This window comes from Pseudarthrobacter sulfonivorans, assembly GCF_014712225.1.
Taxonomy (GTDB): domain Bacteria; phylum Actinomycetota; class Actinomycetes; order Actinomycetales; family Micrococcaceae; genus Arthrobacter; species Arthrobacter sulfonivorans.
The window spans coordinates 69,027-89,264 of record NZ_JACXBW010000010.1 but is presented as its reverse complement, the minus strand read 5'-3'; the positions used below and the strand labels follow the sequence as shown (position 1 = coordinate 89,264).

The 20,238-nt window shown below is 62.2% G+C and carries 16 protein-coding genes and 2 pseudogenes; 7 read left to right on the top strand and 11 right to left on the bottom strand.

Features of this window, described 5'->3' with window-relative positions:
- Window positions 1-78 precede the first annotated feature (78 nt).
- The 4 genes and pseudogenes from IAQ70_RS23380 to IAQ70_RS23365 all read left to right on the top strand — a co-directional run bounded on the left by IAQ70_RS23380 (window position 79) and on the right by IAQ70_RS23365 (window position 1,350).
- Window positions 79-390, top strand: coding sequence for a transposase (locus IAQ70_RS23380; protein ID WP_407682593.1), 312 nt, complete (start codon window positions 79-81; stop codon window positions 388-390).
- A gap of 76 nt (window positions 391-466) precedes the next feature.
- Window positions 467-778: an IS3 family transposase gene (locus IAQ70_RS23375; RefSeq protein WP_407682592.1), complete on the top strand. Its 312-nt coding sequence runs from the start codon at window positions 467-469 to the stop codon at window positions 776-778.
- 60 nt (window positions 779-838) lie between these two features.
- A pseudogene (locus IAQ70_RS23370) lies at window positions 839-1,198 on the top strand (hypothetical protein); the annotation flags it as partial.
- On the top strand, window positions 1,195-1,350 hold the full coding sequence (locus IAQ70_RS23365; protein ID WP_407682591.1) for an IS3 family transposase: 156 nt from the start codon (window positions 1,195-1,197) through the stop codon (window positions 1,348-1,350). The pseudogene IAQ70_RS23370 and the gene IAQ70_RS23365, both read left to right, overlap by 4 nt.
- Before the next feature lie 379 nt (window positions 1,351-1,729).
- Here IAQ70_RS23365 and IAQ70_RS22785 read toward each other — a convergent pair whose 3' ends face one another.
- Together IAQ70_RS22785 and IAQ70_RS14000 are read right to left on the bottom strand one after the other, a co-directional pair.
- Window positions 1,730-1,909: a hypothetical protein gene (locus IAQ70_RS22785; RefSeq protein ID WP_223860063.1), complete on the bottom strand. Its 180-nt coding sequence runs from the start codon at window positions 1,907-1,909 to the stop codon at window positions 1,730-1,732.
- A gap of 616 nt (window positions 1,910-2,525) precedes the next feature.
- Complete coding sequence (locus IAQ70_RS14000; RefSeq protein ID WP_190989926.1) at window positions 2,526-3,353, bottom strand: SDR family NAD(P)-dependent oxidoreductase; 828 nt, start codon at window positions 3,351-3,353, stop codon at window positions 2,526-2,528.
- Between the two features lie 363 nt (window positions 3,354-3,716).
- Here IAQ70_RS14000 and IAQ70_RS13995 point away from each other — a divergent pair, with 363 nt between their 5' ends.
- A complete protein-coding gene (locus tag IAQ70_RS13995) occupies window positions 3,717-4,541 on the top strand; it encodes a mycofactocin-coupled SDR family oxidoreductase (RefSeq protein ID WP_190989925.1) in 825 nt (274 codons plus the stop codon).
- Window positions 4,542-4,555: 14 nt separating this feature from the next.
- Window positions 4,556-6,010 carry an aldehyde dehydrogenase gene (locus IAQ70_RS13990; RefSeq protein ID WP_223860062.1) on the top strand — a complete coding sequence of 485 codons (1,455 nt, stop codon included), beginning with the start codon at window positions 4,556-4,558 and terminating at the stop codon, window positions 6,008-6,010.
- Window positions 6,011-6,726: 716 nt separating this feature from the next.
- On the opposite strand, the gene IAQ70_RS13985 is transcribed toward IAQ70_RS13990, so the two are convergent.
- The 6 genes and pseudogenes from IAQ70_RS13985 to IAQ70_RS23360 all read right to left on the bottom strand — a co-directional run bounded on the left by IAQ70_RS13985 (window position 6,727) and on the right by IAQ70_RS23360 (window position 14,599).
- Window positions 6,727-7,419: an ATP-binding protein gene (locus tag IAQ70_RS13985; RefSeq protein ID WP_190989923.1), complete on the bottom strand. Its 693-nt coding sequence runs from the start codon at window positions 7,417-7,419 to the stop codon at window positions 6,727-6,729.
- Window positions 7,416-8,939: pseudogene (gene istA, locus IAQ70_RS13980) on the bottom strand (IS21 family transposase). The gene IAQ70_RS13985 and the pseudogene istA overlap by 4 nt, the downstream one beginning before the upstream one ends.
- Window positions 8,940-9,690: 751 nt before the next feature.
- Window positions 9,691-10,575: a haloalkane dehalogenase gene (locus tag IAQ70_RS13975; RefSeq protein ID WP_190989922.1), complete on the bottom strand. Its 885-nt coding sequence runs from the start codon at window positions 10,573-10,575 to the stop codon at window positions 9,691-9,693.
- A gap of 236 nt (window positions 10,576-10,811) precedes the next feature.
- Complete coding sequence (locus tag IAQ70_RS13970; protein ID WP_190989921.1) at window positions 10,812-12,155, bottom strand: MFS transporter; 1,344 nt, start codon at window positions 12,153-12,155, stop codon at window positions 10,812-10,814.
- A 913-nt stretch (window positions 12,156-13,068) separates the two neighbouring features.
- Complete coding sequence (locus IAQ70_RS13965) at window positions 13,069-13,755, bottom strand: GntR family transcriptional regulator (RefSeq protein ID WP_190989920.1); 687 nt, start codon at window positions 13,753-13,755, stop codon at window positions 13,069-13,071.
- Window positions 13,756-14,254: 499 nt separating this feature from the next.
- The gene (locus IAQ70_RS23360; RefSeq protein ID WP_223860086.1) at window positions 14,255-14,599 is read right to left on the bottom strand and encodes an aldehyde dehydrogenase family protein; all 345 of its coding nucleotides are present in this window, start codon (window positions 14,597-14,599) and stop codon (window positions 14,255-14,257) included.
- 467 nt (window positions 14,600-15,066) lie between these two features.
- On the opposite strand from IAQ70_RS23360, the gene IAQ70_RS13955 reads away from it, so the two are divergent.
- Window positions 15,067-17,394, top strand: a complete 2,328-nt coding sequence (locus IAQ70_RS13955) for an ATP-binding protein (RefSeq protein ID WP_190989918.1) — start codon at window positions 15,067-15,069, stop codon at window positions 17,392-17,394.
- Window positions 17,395-17,447: 53 nt separating this feature from the next.
- On the opposite strand, the gene IAQ70_RS13950 is transcribed toward IAQ70_RS13955, so the two are convergent.
- The 3 genes from IAQ70_RS13950 to IAQ70_RS13940 are packed head-to-tail and all read right to left on the bottom strand — an operon-like array spanning window position 17,448 to window position 20,192.
- Window positions 17,448-18,662, bottom strand: coding sequence for an NAD(P)/FAD-dependent oxidoreductase (locus tag IAQ70_RS13950; RefSeq protein ID WP_190989917.1), 1,215 nt, complete (start codon window positions 18,660-18,662; stop codon window positions 17,448-17,450).
- Between the two features lie 58 nt (window positions 18,663-18,720).
- Complete coding sequence (locus tag IAQ70_RS13945) at window positions 18,721-18,915, bottom strand: ferredoxin (RefSeq protein WP_190989916.1); 195 nt, start codon at window positions 18,913-18,915, stop codon at window positions 18,721-18,723.
- 29 nt (window positions 18,916-18,944) lie between these two features.
- On the bottom strand, window positions 18,945-20,192 hold the full coding sequence (locus tag IAQ70_RS13940; protein ID WP_223860060.1) for a cytochrome P450: 1,248 nt from the start codon (window positions 20,190-20,192) through the stop codon (window positions 18,945-18,947).
- Window positions 20,193-20,238 lie beyond the last annotated feature (46 nt).

Genomic DNA, 20,238 nt, shown 5'->3' with positions numbered 1-20,238 from the left:
CCCCGCCGAATCCTGTGATGATTCGAGACTGAACCGTCCCGGGCTTGATGCCGCTATCTTCTTTGAAAGTTAGTGACTATGCCCAAGCAGTTCCCGCCCGAAGTCCGTGACCGTGCCGTGCGCATGATCTTGGCTCGATTGTCCGTGTACCCGTCTGTTTATTCTGCCAGCAAGGCCTTGGCGCCGAAGCTCGGGGTCGGCCCTGAATCGCTGCGCCGCTGGGTTGTCCAGGCCCAGGTCGATGCCGGGGAGAAGACCGGACCGAGTAATGATGAGTTGGAGGAAATCAAGCGACTCCGGGCGGAGGTGCGGGACTTGAAGGAGTCCAACGAGATCCTCAAACAGGCCTCGATTTTCTTCGCGAGGGAGCTCGACCCTCGCCGCCGCTGATCTGTCGATTCATCGATGAAATGCGCGCTGTTGGTTATGCGGTCGAGTCATCTGTGCCGTCCTGCGGGAGCAGGGCGTGCAGGTCGCCGCACGAACCTACCGGGCGTGGAAGAAACGCCTGGCGGCCCTGCGCACCATCGAAGACGCGCGTATCACCGACACGCTTCGCAGCCAGAAAGTTCCAGATGCGAAGGGACGTCCGCCGCCCGAGATCATCTACGGGCGGCGGAAAATGACGCAGTGGCTGCGCCGGAACGGCTTCCCGGAGGCCTCCAAACACACTGTGGACCGGCTCATGCGCGAAGAAGGGATGAACGGCCTCATCAGAGGCCGCAAGACGCGCACCACCATCCCCGGCAAGGACGCCGCCGCGCCGGCGACCTGCTGAAACGGGACTTCACCGCCGAGGCCCCCCGAACCGGATCTGGGTCACTGATTCACCTACGTCCCGGTCTACTCCGGATCCCTTCACGTCGCGCTGGTCATCGACCTGTACTCCCGGGCGATCGTCGGCTGGGAAACGTCCACCGTCAGGACACCGCGTTCGTCCACTGCCTGCGAATGGCCCTGTGGCGGCGCGAACACACCGGCCGCCCGGCAACCGGCGGGACTGATCCATCGCTCAGACGCCGGCAGCCAGTACACCTCCATCCGATACACCGACACCCTGGCCCTGGAGGGCATCGGCCGCGTCGGCGACGCCTATGACAATGCCGCCGCCGAGACCGTGATGGGCTGTTCAAAAACGAAGCCATTGCGAAAAATTCACCGTTCCGCGCCGGGGCGTTCTAGACCGAAACCGACGTGACGCAGATCGTCTTCGAATGGGTCCACTGGTACAACAACGAACGCCTGCATTCCGCCCTGGAACACCAGACACCCGAGGAATATGAACAGACATACTACGATCTACTAATCGGCTCGTTACCCGACGACGCCGCCAACAAACAGGCGGCATGATTCCCGGGACGCTTCCGACATCCTCACGGACGACTCGAGTCATCAGTAACACCCCGGTCTTCAGACCTGCGTGTTTTTCTTTTGCCCGTGTTTCTGGGTTGGGTAGTCCCGATTTGGGTCGATGGTGAGTTCGCGGATGATCCCTCGGGGGGTAGCATCGCTGACGGTGACGTCGGCGTCGTGGATGAGCATGAGGACGTGTTTGCTGGCACGGGTGCAGCGAATGCCGATGTGGCGGAACTAGCCGGCGTGGTGGAGGGTGCGTTGCCCGAATTTGTCGAAGCCGTTGATGCGTTGGCGCCAGTGGTCTCCCTGTTTCGCTCCGGCCGACGAGGCTGGTTGTGTAGACGTTATCGGTCAGAGTGGAAGCCGGGAGGCCTCAGTCCGCGGCGGTGGCCACGACGGTGGTGACGGGTCTGAACGTGGTGCAGGCGAGTAGGTAAGGGTAGCGGTCGCCAAGGAAGTTCGGGATCTTGGTGTCGGCCGCGTCGACGAGGGCCAATGGGGGGAAGTCCGATTGCCAGGTCTCCTTGGGCCGGTCTGTTTCGATGCGGTCCAAGGAGGCTTTGGGTCGTTTCTTCGGTTCGGGGGTGATGAAGCCTGCGGCGTGAAGGATCCGGCGGATCGTGGAGGTCGAGGGCGGGCCCAGTCCTTCGCGTTCGAGGTGCCAGGCGATGGTGACGGGTCTTGGCGTCCAGTCCGGCAGCGGCCAATTCGATACGCAGAGACAGGATTCGGTTGGTAGCGGCTTCGGTGGTCGCTTCGGGTTGCTCGGCGAGCGTTTGGGCCGCGGCTCGACGGCGCGTCCATGCCCCCTTCTCCTTCGCGCCTGAGCAGTTCGTGGACCCAGCGGCGGCTGACGCCGCAGCGGCCGGTTGCGGCCGTGACTCCCAGGCCCTGACTACGGACGGCGAGGACGATGACTTTCTGCTTCGACATGAATCACGCTCGACCACGACAGTGTGAACGATGTCCCCGACTCACCGGTGAAGTTTCACCTGTGAACTATGTCGTGGAACCAGACACCCCTGCGCGGGATCCCGGTTCTTCAAATCACTGCGGCAGGCCACCGAACCATCGACGACACTGGCATGCTCCAGCAAACGGCGGCTTGGCCCAAGCGTCTGCTTCCTCGCTTCGCCTGCGGCGCCAAGGTTCCGCTGGCACTCGCGGGATCACAACAGAACCGTCGCCCCGCCGTCGACCGTCAGGCTGGTGCCGGTAACCCAGCGCGACTCGTCGGACGCCAGGTAGAGGGCGGCGTAGGCAACGTCCAGCGGAGTGCCCGCGACGCCGGTGGCCGTCGCGTTAATGAGGCCAGCGTAGGGAGAAGTCTCCCCCAGCTCGGCGGTCAGCCGCAACACCGGAGGCGTGCCGATGATTCCAATGGTCAGGCTATTCGCGCGGATGCCGTGGGGGCCACCCTCCGCCGCGAGCTGTCGGGTGAGGGACAGGATGGCGGCGTTGGCGGCGCCATGCGCAGAGTAGGGCAGCCCCTTCGACCCCAGCACCGCCGACACGGACGACGAGTTAATGATCGTGCCACGGCCCCTTTCGACGAAGTGGGGCCACACCGTTTGGCAAACATTCCACGTCAACCCAAACTGGTTGCCGAAAGTGAAGTCGAGATCGTCATCGCTGGTGCCCTCGAACGGCAGTTTCCGAGCGCGAACCGCATTATTGTAGACCGCATCAATCCGGCCATGATTAGCAACCGCGGCCTGCAGCCAAGCGGAGACCTGCCTCCGGTCCCGGAGATCGACCGGCGCGGACGCATCCAGATCGAGGCCATCGGCATACAACGACCGCACACTTTCCGCGGATGCGTCGGAATCCAGATCGCACCCGACCACGGTGGCGCCGTGCGCAGCAAACAGCCGGGCTGCCTCCCGGCCAATGGCCCCGCCGACACCGGTAATCAAAATTACCTTGTCGGCGAGCCGTGCATCTCTGATGGCCGCCATGCCAATGGCTGGGGCCTTGCCGTGGTCCGATTGCTCCATGCCCTACTCCTCGCTCTGCGCATCTTTGTTAACCAACCCCGCCGTGAGATCTCAATCCGCACCTCGGGGCTTCCCAGCCCGAAGGTAAATTGACAACAGCAGGTTGGTCATTCAACTCTTCTGTTTACTGTTGACATTCTACAGTACTCAACATAGCATTTGAATCACACCCCGCTCCACAGGGACTGGTCAGCTACGAACCTAACCAGGCCACCAACGGCCCAACTTTGACGGCCAACATCGCAGTCTTGATCCACATTGCCGACAAACCGACCGCCGTCGAAATCATGTACGCATGGGTCCCACACACCGGACACCCGGGGCTCGTATTCGATATCTGAAACCTGCAGAAAAGGACTCACCATGGGACGACTAGACAACAAGGTCGTGTTTATCACTGGCGCTGCACGCGGCCAGGGCCGCTCACACGCAATTCGGATGGCCGAGGAGGGTGCGGCCATCATCGCCGTCGACATTTGCGATCAAATACCCAGCGTCTTTTACCCGATGTCCACCAAGGAGGACCTCGATGAAACCGTCGAGCTCGTGCGGGGTGTCGGCGGCAGGATCATAGCCGAGGTGGCCGACGTGCGGGACCGGGATGCGCTTGAGGCGGCCTACAAGCTCGGCATTGCCGAGTTCGGTCACGTCGACACGGTTCTGGCGAATGCAGGAATCATGCCCGTCATCAACGAGGGTGCGCAACGCCAGGCCTGGTTCGACGGAATCGACACCATGCTCACCGGCGTCTGGCACACCATGGAAGTCGCCCTCCCCGGGATGATTGCGCGCGGCCAGGGGGGCTCGATTCTCATTACGAGCTCCGCTGCTGGTCTGGGTAGCATCGGACTGAACACCCTGCCCGGGCAGGCCGCGTATAGCGCAGCGAAGCACGGCGTCGTCGGCCTCATGCGGCTATATGCCTCGCAGCTAGCCGTGCATGGCATCCGCGTAAACACCGTCCACCCCGGCGGGACCGCGACGCCGATGGTCATCAACGACGGGTACCGCGCATTCGTGGAAGAGTTTCCGGAAATCGCTGCCGGTCCCAAGTTCCAGAACCCCATGCACCAGCCGCCCCTGGATCCGATCAACGTCAGTCAGACGATGGTGTTCCTCGCCTCCGATGACGCAAAGTACATCACCGGCGTAACCCTGTCCGTCGACGCTGGATACATGAACCGATGATGGCCGGGCAATCTATGGTCGCCAGCCACGATCAAAACTTCATAGATGGGAGATGGATTCGGCCGGCGTCCGTCGAGCGCATCCAAGTCGTCTGCCCGTCAACGGAGGAGATCATCGGGGAGGTGCCAGCTGCCGGACAGTCCGACGTCGACCGCGCGGTGGGAGCCGCGCGCGCCGCGTTTGCCCATGGGGACTGGCGTAACTTTTCCCACGACGAGCGTTCCACAGTGCTGGAGCGGGCATTCCGCATACTGGATGCAGGGGTCGACGACCTTGCCCAGCTCGTGACCGCCCAGATGGGACTGCCAATCACCGCTGCAGCCCGGCAGGTCCCGGACTCCCTCGCGCGGGGACGTTGGTTCGTCGAGCAGGCGGGCGCCCTCCCACGATCCGAGATTCGCCAGGGCCGGGTCGTCGCGGCAGTAGTGCGCGAACCGGTCGGCGTCGTCGCGGCCATTGCGCCATGGAACAGCCCCTTCAATTCAATCTTGATGAAGAGCGTCCCAGCCTTGGCTGCCGGGTGCAGCATTGTGTACAAGCCGGCACCGGAATCCCCACTCGACGCGTTCCATGTCACCGAGGCGCTGCGCCAGGCTGGTGTGCCGGACGGGGTATTCAACCTAGTGACCGGCGGCCGCGAGACCGGCCAGACGCTGGTCGCCCATCCCGAGGTCGACAAGGTCAGCTTCACTGGGTCCACCGCGGCGGGCCGAGAGATTGGGGCAGTCTGCGGACGAAACTTCACCCGCGTCCAACTTGAACTCGGAGGGAAGTCCGCCGCCATCGTGCTTGAAGACGCGGACCTCAACGTCACAATCCCCCAACTTGTAATCGGTGGATTCGCGAATTCGGGGCAGATCTGCTCGGCACTGACCCGTATCCTGATCCCAACGCACCGGTACCGCGAGGTGGCCGACGCGCTGGTGGCGGAAACTGCCAAGCTACACGTCGGGAACCCGTTCGATCCTGCCACGACTACCGGCCCGCTTGTAAGTCGGCGACAACGCGACATTGTGGAGGGATTCATTGCCTCCGGTCTGTCGGAGGGCGCGAAACTTCTTGCCGGTGGCGGACGGCCTCGCGATCAAGAGCGTGGATGGTTCGTCCAGCCGACAATCTTCGGCTCGGCCGACAACTCGATGCGCATCTGCCGCGAGGAGATCTTCGGCCCGGTTGTCGCCCTGGTGCCGTATCACACCCTCGAAGAAGCCATCGCTATAGCAAACGATTCGGACTACGGACTTCACGGCGCCGTGTTCACCCAGGATCCGGTGGCAGCTCTGCATGTCGCCCAGTCCGTCCAGACGGGGACATTCAGTGTCAATGCCTTCGCCTACAACACAGAGGCACCCTTTGGCGGGGTCAAGGCCTCGGGCATTGGTCGAGACACTGGACGCGAGGGGGTCGAGGCCTACTTCGAGCTTAAGACCATCAATTTGGACCCTGGGACCCACAGTTTGCTGGCATGACTTTGCGGCGGTTGCCTGGACGAGTAATTCCAAGGGGTCAGTGTCGTAGGCGGTCAGTGGGCAGCGGACGGCTTGTCCATACAATCGTTGTGCCAGACGGCCACGGTCACGACTAGCCGAGGTTAGACGAGGCCTACGGTCACGCCCACGGGGATGCAGCCGCCCGCACCCAACGAGGCGACCACGTCATTAAAAAACGCGACGTCCAGCAGACCGTCCGCACCCTGAAAGGTCGAATTGCTACAGGGTCAGGTCCCGAAGCCGGCGTATCGGGGCGGGCGGGATGAACACGGGCTTCGAGTACTGGATTGTTTCCGTCGAGGACGAATGTCAGAGGTGTTGTTTATCCGCCCGCCCGGGAACATAGGCACCTTCTGTTGGAACCGATTCAGGACGGCGGGCTGGACATCATGCTGGTCAGCGCCCGCGGTGCCAGGAACGTCCCGGAACGCAAAACAACATCCCGGACGCGGCTGGATGGATGGCCACCTGAGCATCCCAGGATTCAGCACCACCATCGCCTGTCAATGGCCATTACGTTCTGCCCACAGGCGGCCAGCAAAAATGCCCGCTGGCGGCCATGAAGACTGCCCACTCATGGCCACCAGATCTGCCCACCAGGTGTGCGGCGGCGTTGGCCATGTTGGGTTTTTGGTTTAGTTCATCGGGGTGACTCCTTTTCCGGCCAGGGCTTGGCTGAGGCGGATTGATTCCCCTCAGGTTTGGCATACGTGCGCGTGGTGCAGGAGCCTTGGCATGAGCTCGTCAAAGCCGGCGGGATGCAGGTTTGAGGAGACCGCGATGGAGCGTTTCTCGTAGGCGGCGTCGACGAGACGGTAGAGGCCTTCGGCCGCGTCGGTGCCGACGGGCAATAGGCCGATGTCAACGACCACCACTAAATCTGCTCGCAGGATCCGGGCGACTACTTTGGTGACGCTGTCATCGGAGCGGTGGGCGCGCATGAGGGCGCCGAGGTCCTCGAGCCCGAACCATGCGACGCGCATGCCGGCCTCGACGGCCTGCTGGCCGAGGGCTTCGAGGAAGAACGTTTGGCCTGTGCCGGAGGGGCCGCAGATCACGACGTTCTCCTTCCTTCCGATCCATTCCAGTGTCCGCAGTGCCTGCTGTGTCGGGGCGGGGATCGAGGAGGCTGCAGGGTCCCAGGTGTCGAAGGTTTTGCCGGTCGGGAAGCCCGCGGCCTTGCGCCTGGTGGCGAGCATGGACCGGGACCGGCCGGCGACTTCCTCGACGAAGAGGGCTTGGATGACCTCGGCCGGTTCCCAGCGCTGGGCGCGGGCGGTCGCGATCAGTTCCGGCGCCAGCGCCCGCGCATGTGGCATCTTCAACTGCCGCATCAGCGCCTCCAGCTCCGCGGGCAACGCCGGTGCGGTGGCCGGGACCGGGCTCATGCGCTTTCCTCCAGAGCGGTAGCTGCATGGGCGGTTATGGGTGGGCGGCCAATCGCCGCCCACCCCGCGGTGCCTTGGGTGAGGGACCGGCTTTCCCCGGCGGCATGGGTTTGTAGTGCGTGAACCCGCGGCGTTCAGGATCGAGGCCAAGTCCTTGTTCGCGAAGCGTCCGTGGATGGCCGCGGTCCCCAAAGCATGATCAACTTCGGCCTGCCCGGCGATCTTGGCCAGAGCGACCGCTTCGGCCATCTTCACGTTCATCCGGGCCGTGCCCGCCGCTGCGGCCTCGAGCAACCAGGTGCGGGCGCCGTCACCGATGCTAAGGAACTCCGCTTCCGCGGCCGTCCTGGCTTTTGCCGTGTAATCGCCCGGAATCCTGGGCCGGTGGTCCGGAAAGTGGGCGTCGTCGATTGCCGGGCTGCCGGGCCGGGCGCGCCGGTGCCGGGCGACTTCCACCGGCCCCTGGCTGCCGTGGTGGACGATGATGACCTGCTCGTCGGGTCCGGCGCCGTGGGATCTGACGAAGACCCGCGCGCCGAGGAGATATGCCGGGACGGAGTACTGGCCGTTCTCGAAGGTGGACCATCGGAGTGTTCTCCGGGACGGCCCGTGAGAGGCCGAACGCGACGGTGTGTGCGGTGTCCGGGATCCGGTGCAACCGCGGCGCTTCCCTCGGCCAGCATCACCGCGGGTTTGCGGCGGGTGGCCCGGTGTTCACGGTGGTTGACCTCGTCCATGAGCGCCTCGCAGGCTGCCTCGATCTCGCCGAACGAGGCGTATTCGGCGCGCAGGTTGGTGTCCTTGGGAACGATGTCGGCCTTGGCGAGTTTCACCGAGGACTCCACGCCGCCCTTGGACGCGGGATCGGCCGGCTGGCAGGTCAACACCGTCACCCCGTAATGGCGGGCGAAGTCGACCGTCTGCTGGTTGCGGACCGGGACCCCGGCAACATGGGAAACGGTGACCGTTTTCTCGTTATCGGTCAGGACGTAGGTCGGGGCGCCGCCCAGACCACGGAACGTGCGGTCCAGTGCCGCGAACACGTTCGGCGCGGTCCTGTCTCGCAGGGCGATCACGACCCGGAACCGTGCCCATGCCAGCCACGCCACGAACAGCACGGTCTTCTTCCCCTCGATCAGGGGGCCGTCGCCGAAATCGTATTGAATCCATTGGCCCGGCTCGGTCACCCAAGGCCGGTGCACCCGGACATGGCCCAGCCGCCAGGCGGCGCGGACCTGCGCTACGGCCCGGCGGGTCGAGCGTTCCGAGCCCTCATAACCGAGGGCACGAAGCTTCTCGTGGGCTTTGTCGGCGCGGATCTTGCCCTTGGAAGGCTCGATCCACTCCTCGATCTTGGGCAAGTACGCATCGGTGACCCGGCGCCGGTAGACCGGCACGGCGATCGGCTGGCCCGCGTCCCGGGCAGCGACGTGCCTGGCGACCGTGTGGTGCGAGCAGCCCGCGAGTTCTGCGGCGGCGCGCAACGATCCGGTCAGATCATAGGCAGCAAGTATTTCCATGATTCTCCGTCAAACTTCATTAGGGCCTCTTCCCGGGCGATTTGGTGCGTCTAGACACCGTCATCAAACCCCGGGAAGAGGCTCCCGCCGCTTAAACAGCAGGGCTAACTAAAGCAAGTGGGCAGATCTCATGGCCACCAACGGGCAGTTTTCGTGGCCGTCAGTGGGCAGTTTTTCATGGCCGCTTACAATCGCCGCAGCCGCGAGATCGAACAACACCACTTCTCCGCTGAATACCTGCGCATCGCTCCCGGCGTGGACCGTCCAAGCCCTCGTCGCGGTCGAACACGCGATGCCCACCGCAGCCGGGACTGGGCCCAACAGCCAGGTTCGGCTTTACCCCGGTGAGTGAACCCAACGGGCAGCCGCGCCGATGCAGACCAAGATTCTGATCTTGAGCGCGATACAGATCCGGAGACAGGCGAATTCGTTTGGGATGTGCCTCCAGCAGGTCAGCGGTCTTCCCGGGGAATCATCTGCAAGGATGTCCAGATCGGTGTCCACGTGAGCCCCCAGGTCGACGACGATTGCGCTGATTCCGGACACCCTTTTGCTTACAATGCGTCAAGCCGCGCCAGGCTGCACCCCTTGGAATTACTCGCCCGGACGATTCACAACACCTCCCCCTTCGGTCAGCACGGAACGAACGATGAAGAGCGGAAGGCCTGTTGGTCCACGCCGGGTGCGTCTGATTTCCTCTGCCCGGTTTGGGCGACGCAATCTCGCCTCCACTTGCCGATTCTTATAACGATCAATTGAGCGATCGGTACCAATCTGCGATTGCACTTCCAATCTCCGAAGGTGAGTCCTCCTGCACAAAGTGCTTACCCCTGACTGTCACTTCGGTCTGGTTCTTCCAGGTCCGGCACCATTCACGGGTGTTCTCATCGATGATGAACCCGGGTTCGGCGTTGATAAATAGCTTCGGGACGTCTGAGTTGGGCAGCCATTGCGCGTAAGAGGAGATGATCTGCTCGACGTCAGCCGGCTGCCCTTGATACGGGATCTGCCGCGGCCATGTCAGGGTCGGCCGACGTCCTTCGCCAGGTTCAGCGAAGGGTCGACGATACTCGGCAAATTCCTCGGCCCCAAGTTTGCGCATTGTTCCTTCAACTACGGTTCCCTCTACAAAGACGTTCTGTTCGAGAATGAGTTGCTCGCCAAGTGGCGTCCGGAGCGCGAGAAAGCTTTCGAGGTTTCCCTCGATTGGAAATTCGGCTCCGGGCATCCAGCCAGGGGTCCAGGGCCGAAGTATCGCTTCTGTGTGGACAATCCCTTTGACCTTTTCACGATTGCGGTTCGCCCAATCGAACGCGAGCGCTGAGCCCCAGTCCTGTCCAACAAGAGTGACGTTTTGGTCGACCCCGAGGGCTTCGAGAAGCGCATCAAGGTAGTCGCGATGCTCCACGAACGTGTATCGATCGGGTCCGCTCGGCTCCAGCTTGTCCGAATCGCCCATCCCAATGAGGTCCGGAGCAATGCACCGTCCGAGAGAATCAACATGCGGTGTGATGTTCCGCCAGATGTAGGACGACGACGGATTGCCGTGGATAAAGACAATGGGGTCACCCTGGCCGGACTCGACGTACGCCATGGTGGATCCGTGAATCACTTTCGCTTTCTTATTGTTATCCATAATATTGCTGCTCCTCTGAGGTCGTCATGGCCGTTGAATGATGCTGGGAGGCCAGAGGGCCTCCGGCAATTCGTGCAGCCTTCAGCAAGCCACACCTCACCGTGAGGCCCTCTTACGTCAATGCGCCCTTGTGTCCCTGTGGTCGAGGAAGGGAAACAGGACCCGCAACCTACGCAGCCTGTCGGAATGCGAAGTTGCAGTCCCGACTCTCCGTACGTGGCCCCACTTCATATTGTCTAGCGGGCGCCGTTGAGCTCACCTACGGGCTCGGTTTGCGGCTGCGCCCTGTGGAGTCGAGTTACCGCTACCAGTCCTACGATGCCCAGGATGGCACCTCCAATGAAAAGGAAGCCGGGCGCACTCGAATTACCCGTTGATTGGATCAGCGCCGTCGATGCCAGTGGACCGAATCCCGCGCCGATCATGTTGCCGATGTTATAGCCGATGGCCGCTGCTGTGTATCGGATTCGTGCCGGAAAAACATCGGCAAACGCTTGGTAGAGGGCTGCGAGCGCCAGATTGGACAGGACCATCGCCCCAAAGTAGGTGAGTGTGATCGTCATCGTCCCCGCCCCGTGGCTCGAAAGAACCAGGAACAATGGATAGCCGACGATACCCAAAATGACCAGCATGGTGACGAGGAAACGGACGCGACCGAACCGGTCCGCACACAGCCCACCTACAACCACCATTGGAGCGGTAAGCAACATGACACCGGCCGTAATCCACGGAACTGTAGCAGGTGATAGTTCGGTCGATGTCGTGAAGTAGATAGGAAGGTACACGGGGATCGCATACACGATGTAGAGTGCACCGGCCCCCATGACGATGGTCCATCCGATGGTGGCCTTATGGCTGCGCCAGGTTTCCCGCAGCGGAGTCTGGGAAAGGCCACCGGTCTTTTCGAGGGCGACGAACTCGGCGCTGTCCTCGACTTTCAGCCGAAGGGTCAGAACACCCAAGGTGATGATGGCGGCAACGACGAACGGGATCCGCCAACCCCATGCGGCCATCGCCTCAGGTCCGACGGCGAGCGTCGTTAGTCCGATCACGGTAGGAGCCACGGCCAGGCCAAGGATCGACCCCAACGGCGTCATTGAACTGTAGAAGCCACGCCGCCCAGGCGTACTTGACTCCAAGGCATAGGTAGCTGCACCCATCACCTCACCACCGGCCGCGATGCCTTGGGCAATCCTGGCGAGCAACACCAGTATCGGAGCGAAAATTCCGATGGCTGCGTAAGACGGAATGAGTCCCACCAGAAGTGTCGAGCCGCCCATGAGCAAAAGCGTGGCTACCAGGGTCGCCCGCCGACCACGGCGGTCACCCATTCGTCCGAAGAGAATGCCACCGATAGGTCGAGCCAGGAATCCGACGGCATAGACCCCAAGAGTCGCGAGCACCGAAACCAGCGGATTCTGATTCGGGAAGAATAACGGTGCTGTGTAGACCGTCAGGTATGCATACATCACAAGATCGGAGGCATCAATCATGGTACCCAGCATGGCCGCGACGCTGCTCCTGCGGCGCATTTTCATGGATGCTGCACGATCTCCGGTTTGTTCTAATTCTATGGTCACTAATCTCTCCAGATGGGGTAAGGGACGGCTTGACTGAAGGGCGGTGGCTGTACCAGCCTGAGTTCACTTGCACACATTTCGTCGCTAGTGACGGCATCAGCCATAGGGGTGCCACCCGTCGACGCCGGGGTCCGATTGTGAGTTGTGGACATTCAGAGCGCGGGTTTTGCTCCACGAGCCCGTGGCGGGATCTGCTCTTTTTGTATTTCGGAGCGCCAGGTCCGACAACTTTCGGCCCCGCTGCGACGTCCAGACGCCGGGCTGTTCAGCTAAAGATCTCCAACGTGCCGCAACTGCTGGTTGCTCGCTCTTGTGCTCGTTTAGTCGTCATCGACTTCTTCTTTCTATGATCCTCGTTTGCATCGAGGCGGCTAAGGCGCCGTCCTGGTCAGCGATGTAGCTAGCTGTTGTGATTCACGGCACAGCAGAAGAATGTCAGTCCGAAGAGGTATTGTCAACAGTTAATTGAAAACTGCCGAATGAGTCGGGTGCCTAGGTACATTGACGCTCGCTGGCACGGCGGCTTCAGAAGAGTGCATCCATCCAGCAGCAGAGGGCAGGAGGCAGAGCATAGCTTTATGTCCTCCCACTGCCCGACGAACGCCGAGGAGGATCCGCCCGCATGAGGCGCCTTCCGGGTGCAGTGCGCTCGGCTGATCCAGCTGGACAATTCTGCCTGGGCGGATGGGGCGGATACTGATGCGTTGCCGTTATTCGAGCAACCCGCGGCAGACGCACCTGAGGGCTTTCAGGAGGCATCAAGCGTGGCACGGCACCAGTGAGACACCTCCGTAACCACACGCACCACTCCGGCGAGGGCTAGGTCAGGGCAGCGTCTCCGGCGAGGGCTAGGTCAGGGCAGCGTCGATTTTCACCATCAGGCGACCATTCGAAGGAGTAAACGCCATAGACGCTAGTCGACATCACCAGACATGGCAGTAAATCGGCTGAGTGACTTGCGCAGATGCAATGTCATTGCCTTGCCCGCGGCTCGAACGTCCCCAGCCGCTACGGCGACGAGGATGGCCCGGTGCTCATCGCGCGCCTCCCGCGTCAGCCCCGGCGAGACTCCCGTGCGAAGGCGCGCAATCCGGAACTGCGTCTGGAGCTCACCTCCGGTCTGCTCCAAATAAGAATTCTTCGCGAGCTGAAGAATGTTCAGGTGGAAATCGGAATCAACCGTATGGGCCGTGGGCGGATCCTCCTTGGACCGACGGTCCATATCCGAGATCATCTCCTCGATCCTGGCAATATCATTGTCACTGATGCGCTCAGCGGCGAACTTCACCGCCGCCACTTCCAACACCTGACGTAGTTCGTACATTTGACGGACGTCATCACCGCTGACCTCTCGGATAAAAGCACCCCGGCCGCCTTGCAAATCGATCAGTCCTTCTGCACTGAGACGCTGGATCGCCTCACGGAGCGGGCCCCGGCTGATCCCCATCTTCGCGGCCAACTCGACTTCGTTGAGCCTCGTTCCAGTCTCGAGCTCGCCGCGGACGATCCAGCCTCGCAGTAAGTCGACGGCCTGATCCCGCAGACTGACCCGCGCGACCAAGTCTGTCGAATTCGCAGCTACTGTGCTTCTCGCCGGCATTTTCCTCATCCTTCCGATGGGCCGCGCCCTCGTAGCCCTGTCTACAGTCTACTCAGAGTTGTTACCAGCCGACAGCCTCTCGCCGACAGTCACCGCGAATGCCTGCTAATAAGGGGTGCCTGCCGTCAGATGGACCCTAAATGCGGAGAGAGTGAAAACAATGACCGCAGCCGTCAGGCTGGTTGGTCGAATTGTTCCGTGAAGGTGAGGGGCCTCATGGCTGGCTGCCGACCGGCTCAGGTACTGGCAGAATTTTATGGCCAAGTGCATCCCCAAAAAGAGCGCGCGATTCGATCCCGTCGGCTTCCAGCCAGAGTAGACCCGCAGAGACTGCTACGTCCTCGACGCGGCCGGTCCGGATAGTTCGCCCTTCCTTTTGAACCCGAACCTGGCTGCCCACCAAATCCAGCCAATCTATGTGGACTCCCATGAAACTTCCTTCCCTGGCACAACTTGCTGGGTTTTCATAGCACAACTTGCTGGGTTTTTAAATGCCTATTCATGCCACCAAGCTTGTTGGCCTGCTGGTATCGGCACCAACGACGACTACGTGATCTATATCCTGGTGGGTCTGCAGATACCGACTCACTGATCTCGTAGAACACAAGACGCTGACGAGACCTTCCGGAACGCCCGCCTCGGCCAGTACGTCGCCGATCTGCCGTCCGGTTAGAACTGATTCGGCGGGCATGCTCACGATCACTGCACATCCATCCGCGAGGCCAGCGGCGATGGCCGTCACCACATCTATCGTCGGGGTGCCGGGCGTTGGAACGACTACCACGACGCCGGGACCGCCGGGGACTGCAAGGGACTTACAGTCCCCGGCGGTCCCGGGCTGCATTCGTACGACCGCACCCCCCGAGACGTATGCACCTTTGTCACCCGCCACCAATGCCGGCCCCGCCCATCGGAGACTGTGGCGATGGCAAGTGTCGCGCAATTTGGTGATAACTGCGGCCCGTTCGCACGCCGACGCCGAAACCCACGCGGCTCCATGGCACGCAAGGTGAGCGACGTCCACCGCATCCTCGACGTCAAGGAACGACGGGAGCAGGTACGAGACCGTCCCGCTGCCGGTGTGGTTAGGTGCAATTTCAAAACGATCGTTTGACGAGGTCGCGACCCACCTCCCTCCGATAAAGAGGTTGGGGTGGTCGGGGGCGGTACGGTGCATGCCATTCTCCAATGAACAGATTCGGTCCGTGATGTAAGTCATAGTCAACTAGGTCCGGCAGTTTGTGGCATCGGTGGGGATACGGAGACAGCTACGTATCTCCATAACGCCCGGGCGCTTATGCGGGTACACTCATGTCGATGCTTCCCGACGCCGCTGCACCGCGACCCTCCAACCTCCCCTCGGATGTGACGAGTTTCGTTGGACGGCGCCAAATCGGCGCAAACCTGAAGAGCATGGTGACCTCCGCGAGGCTGGTGACTTTAACAGGACCTGGAGGCGTAGGAAAAACCCGTTTAGCCCTTCGCGCCGCAAACAGCGCCCGGAACGCGTTTCCTGACGGCGTGTGGTTCGTGGAACTGGCCGCGCTGAAAACTCCCGCGTTGCTGGTGAGCACCGTCTCGAAGGCTCTCGGACTTCGCGGCACCGGACATGAGGACACCCTCCACGCCCTCATGGATTTCCTCTCCGAGCGTCGGGTATTGGTGGTCCTTGACAACTGCGAGCACCTGATCGACGGGTGCAACGAGCTTCTCACGACGCTTCTTCGGGCTTGCCCGTACCTGCGCATCCTCGCCACCAGCCGACAAGCCCTCGGCTGCGCCGGCGAGCATGTCCTGTCCGTCCCGCCGCTCTCAGTACCCAACGACGGGCCTGCCACTGTTGCCGCCTCGATGCACACGGAGAGTGTGAGCCTGTTTGTCGATCGAGCACGGGCAGCCACCGGCCAGTTCAATCTCACCGAAGATAACGTCGACGACGTGGTGGCGATCTGTCGCCACCTCGAAGGGATACCGCTTGCCCTGGAACTCGCCGCCGTGCGCCTCCGCGGCCTGGCGCCAGCCCAGATCTTGCGACTTCTGCAGGATCGATTCCAGCTCCTGACCAGCGGGCCTCGTGGCGGCGCGGAACGCCAGCGTACGCTACAGAACTGTATCGACTGGAGCTTCGAGCTGTGCACCCGCGGTGAGCAAGAGCTATGGACAAGCCTCGCTGTATTTTCGGGCGGATTCGAACTCGACGCCGTGTACGCCATCAACCCGAACCAATCCAGGGAAGAACTAGTTGACGGCCTGCTGTCGCTGGTCGAGAAATCGATCCTCATCCGCGAAGAGCAATCCGGTCAAGTCCGGTATCAGATGCTGGGGATGCTTCAGCAGTACGCGGAGCAAAAGGTAGCCACCTCCGAACGGCGGGACGCCCTGCAGCGGCTGCATCGCGACTTCTATGCTGGCCTGGCGGCAGGCGCCCGCTCGAAGGGGCTCCCAGGCCAGCAGCTCAGCTGGTTCCACCGGATGCACCGCGAACACTCGAACTTCCGGGCGGCACTCCTCTTCTGCCTGGACTCCGGAGATGGAACCGAGGCAGGGATGGTGATGGCCACTCGGTTGCTGAATCTGTGGTCCACTTTCGGTCCTGTCAGCGAAGGAATCGCGTGGTTGGAACGCTTCCTTGCGGCCTCCCCGGATCCAACCCTCCCTCGATTCGAGGCCCTCCATGCAGTGGTGTGGCTGCATTCGATCAGCGGTGGCCATGAAAGGGGGGGGCGGTATCTGCACGAAATGGAAGAGTTAGACACCTTACTGGACGGTACAGCGCGGACCCTGGCGGTCCAGGCGCGTGGTATCCACGCCTTGTATTCCGACAACCTCGGTGGGGCCCTTGAATATCTGGAGGAAGCGGCAGCCGGGTTCCGTGCCGAGGGCGACGACTACCATTTGTTGCAAACGTTGGGCCCGCTTGGAGTAGCCCACGACCTGGCCGGGCTCATCGACCGGGGCATGGCATTTCATCGTGAATGCATGGAAGTCTCAGAGCGAACCGCCGATGTGTACTTCCGGGCGTTCTCACTTGCCACTGCGGGGCTTCTCGCCTTCCACAACGGCGAACCTATACAAGCGGCCCGACATGTCCAGGATAGTCTTCGGCTCAAGCTTCTACTGGACGACCGCCTTGGCATAGCGATGTGTCTGGACTCCTTGGCAGTAATCACCACCTCGTCGAATCCCCACCGAGCTGCGGTCCTGCTAGGAAGCGCCCGCGCGGCCTACGCCGCGATCGGGGTTCCCTCCGATGCACTCCCTGGACGTGGCCAAAGACTGGAAGCATGCGAACGGACCCTGCGAGCGACCCTGTCCCCTAAGGAAATGCACAAACTGGTGAACAAGGGCCTTGGGCTGGCCCAGGACGCCCGGATCGCGTTCGGCCTGGACGAGTCCGGTGCTGATGAGCAGACGGAGCGCTCCGTGGAGCCGCGCCGGGAAACCCTGACCCGCCGAGAGCGTGAAGTAGCAGCGTTGATTGCGGAAGGATTGACCAACAGGGAGATCGCAAATCGACTGGTAATATCGCAGCGGACTGCCGAGTCACATGTCGATCACATACTCGTCAAGCTGGGATTCAATACCCGAGCGCAGGTGGCGAGCTGGTTTGAAAGCCTGGACTCCAGGCAACCGAACTGATCCGGCGCCCGGCCGTCACGGGAGCGCTGTAGGCGCACGTGTTCACGCACAGCTCAGATGTCCAGAAGGACCCGCACATCCTCGAGCATCGCACCGGCTTTGATGGCGTTGCGAGCCTTACGGATGGCGTTGGGTACGGAGACGCCAACGGCGCCGATAACCGTGCCGCCTCGCGCGTAGAGAGCGAGCGGGCGGCCGGCCGTACCGAAACTGCCTATGTGGATCTCGTCCGCGTCGGCGATTGTGCCCACCCCCTGAAGCTTAACGTCGTACTGGTCGCTCCACCAGTAGGGAATCTCCGGTTCGGGTACGGCTCCGCCGACAATGTCTGCTGCAACTCGATCCGCCTGCCACACCGCACTGCTCCAGTGCTCCGCACGCGAACCATCCCACCGTCCAACGTCGCCCACTGCATAGACGCCGTCAGCGCTGGCGCGGCCTGCGTCGTCGCAATCTACCCCGTTGACAAGGGAAAGGCCGCTCTCCGCCAGCCATTCGACATCGGGAATGACGCCAATGGCCTCGACCACCATGTCAGTTGCAATCCTCACTCCTCCCACCAAGGAGATGCCCCCCGGGTCAACAGCCTCGACAGCCTGGCCCATATGGAGGTGTACGCCCCGCGCGCGATGCATGTCGGCGAAGATCTGGGCGAACTCCGGTCCGACCACCCTGATCAGCGGTTCATCAAGGATGTCGACCAGATGAACCTCTGCGCCCAGGGCGACCGCACTGGCAGCGAGTTCACAGCCGATCAGTCCGGCGCCGATGATTCCGACGCGCACCCCCGGGCCGAGGAGTCGACGCATTCGCTGTGCATCGTCCCAGGTCCGCAGCACGTGCCCGTCGACCCCGGGCACCCGTCTGACAATGGCGCCGGAGGCGATGACCAGCGCGTCATACGCCAGGTCGTGTGCGTCCGTGTGGACGATGCGCCGGTCCGTGTCGACTCCGAGTGCTCTGCGGGCCAGTTGCAGCTCGACCTTGAGGTCGAGGTAGTCCTCTTCAGCTCGGAGTACAGGGAGGCCCCTGTCGCCACTCAGGACGTCCTTGGACAGAGGCGGACGGTCGTACGGCAGGTGCGGCTCAGCCGACAGCAGCGTGATCCGGCCATCGAAGCCCCTGCTTCGCAGCCGCTCGGCGGTGCGGACCCCGGCGACGCCGGCACCCACGATCACGACGTTCTTGACGTCTATGCCGCCTCGTTGTTCCGCACATCCGGCCTTGACCGCGGAAAGCTCTTCCTCATTGACGTCGAAGACTGTCATCTTACTGTCACCTTGCTGGTTGTGGCTGTTGAGTCCGAACTAACCTGATGGCTGCCCGTCACTCCTGGATTTCAATAACGCCGGCCGGGCAGTTCACTGCAGCTTCCCGGACTGCTGCGTGGAGTTCCGCCCGGGGCTCTGCGTCGAGGACAATGGCGATTCCGTCCTCGTCACGCTGGCTGAACACCTCCTCGGCCGCGTCAACGCATACTCCGGCACCGATGCACTTTGCTTCGCAAATGCTGACCTTCATGGTGAACTCACTTTCTCTGGTTTGGATGATTACCACGTCAGTGGCAGGCGGACCAGTCCGTAGGACAGGCCGTCGTTCTTGAACTCGAGCTTCGACTCGTCGACGGCGAGCCGAAGGGTGGGGATCCGCTTGAACAGCGTCCCGAGCACCACCTGTAGTTCCACGCGCGCCAGCGGCTGGCCCAGGCACTGGTGAACGCCGTACCCGAATGCCACGTGACGCCTGGCGTCACGTTCGATGTCGAAGACATCGGGGTTCTCAAAGACCTTCGGATCCCGGTTTGCCAGCTCAGAGGAGAGAATCATCCCCTCGCCTGATTTAAGCGTGAGACCGTTGATTTCCACGTCGTCTTTGAGGACGCGACGACGGCCCATCTGGAAGATCGGGATCATGCGAAGGCACTCCTCAACCGCCCCCGCGATCTGCTTGGGATCGTCCATGCCGAGCAGCTTGTCGAGCTGTTCCTGGTCGCGAAGGAAGGCGTAGGTGGCCAGCGCCATCATGTTCGAGGTGGTCTCGTGTCCGGCGACGAGGACGAGGAATCCTGTCGTTGCCAGCTCGCGCACCGTCAGCTCACCGGTCCGGACCCGGTCCACGGCGAGCTGGGAAAGCAAGTCGTCGGTAGGCGCCTCGAGTTTCCGGTTGATGAGTTCCTCGAGGTAGTCGAGCAGGTTGTTCTGGGCATTACGGGCGTCGTCGACCCCGGTGGTCCGTGTCACCAGGACGCGGGTCAGGTCCTGGAACTTCTCAAGGTCCGAGTGGGGTACGCCGAGCAGCTCGGCGATCACCAGTGAGGGGATTGACAGTGCGAACGCGTCCACGAAATCGACAGGCTTCGGGCCGGCAAGCATCGCGTCGATATGCTCATCGACCATCTGCTGGATCCCGGGCCGCATCATTTCCATGCGGGCCTTGGTGAACCGCGGCATCAGCATCCGTCGCTGTCGCGCGTGCTCCGGATCGTCCATGTGCAGGAAGGTCACGTCATCCGTCTGGCGATGGCTGGTCGCCTCGCTGAAGTGGGGAAACCCAGCCCGGTGGACGTCGGAGCTCAGCGCGGGGTCGCTAAGCAGCGCCTTATGCTCCTCGTGCCCTGTGACAAACCAAGGCGTGCTTTTGTTCCAGATCTCCACACGTGAAATCGGGCCCTGCTCGTGAAGTGCCCGGTGCTCATTGGCCGGGTCAAACGGACATCCCGAGGGGCGGGGCAGCGGGAACGGCTGCACATCCATCGCGTCCTGCGTCACTCTTTCCTGCGTCACTGATTCCTGCGTCATTACAACCTCCTGGTCTCGAACGTTTTGTTGGGCCTGCGCCCCGGTA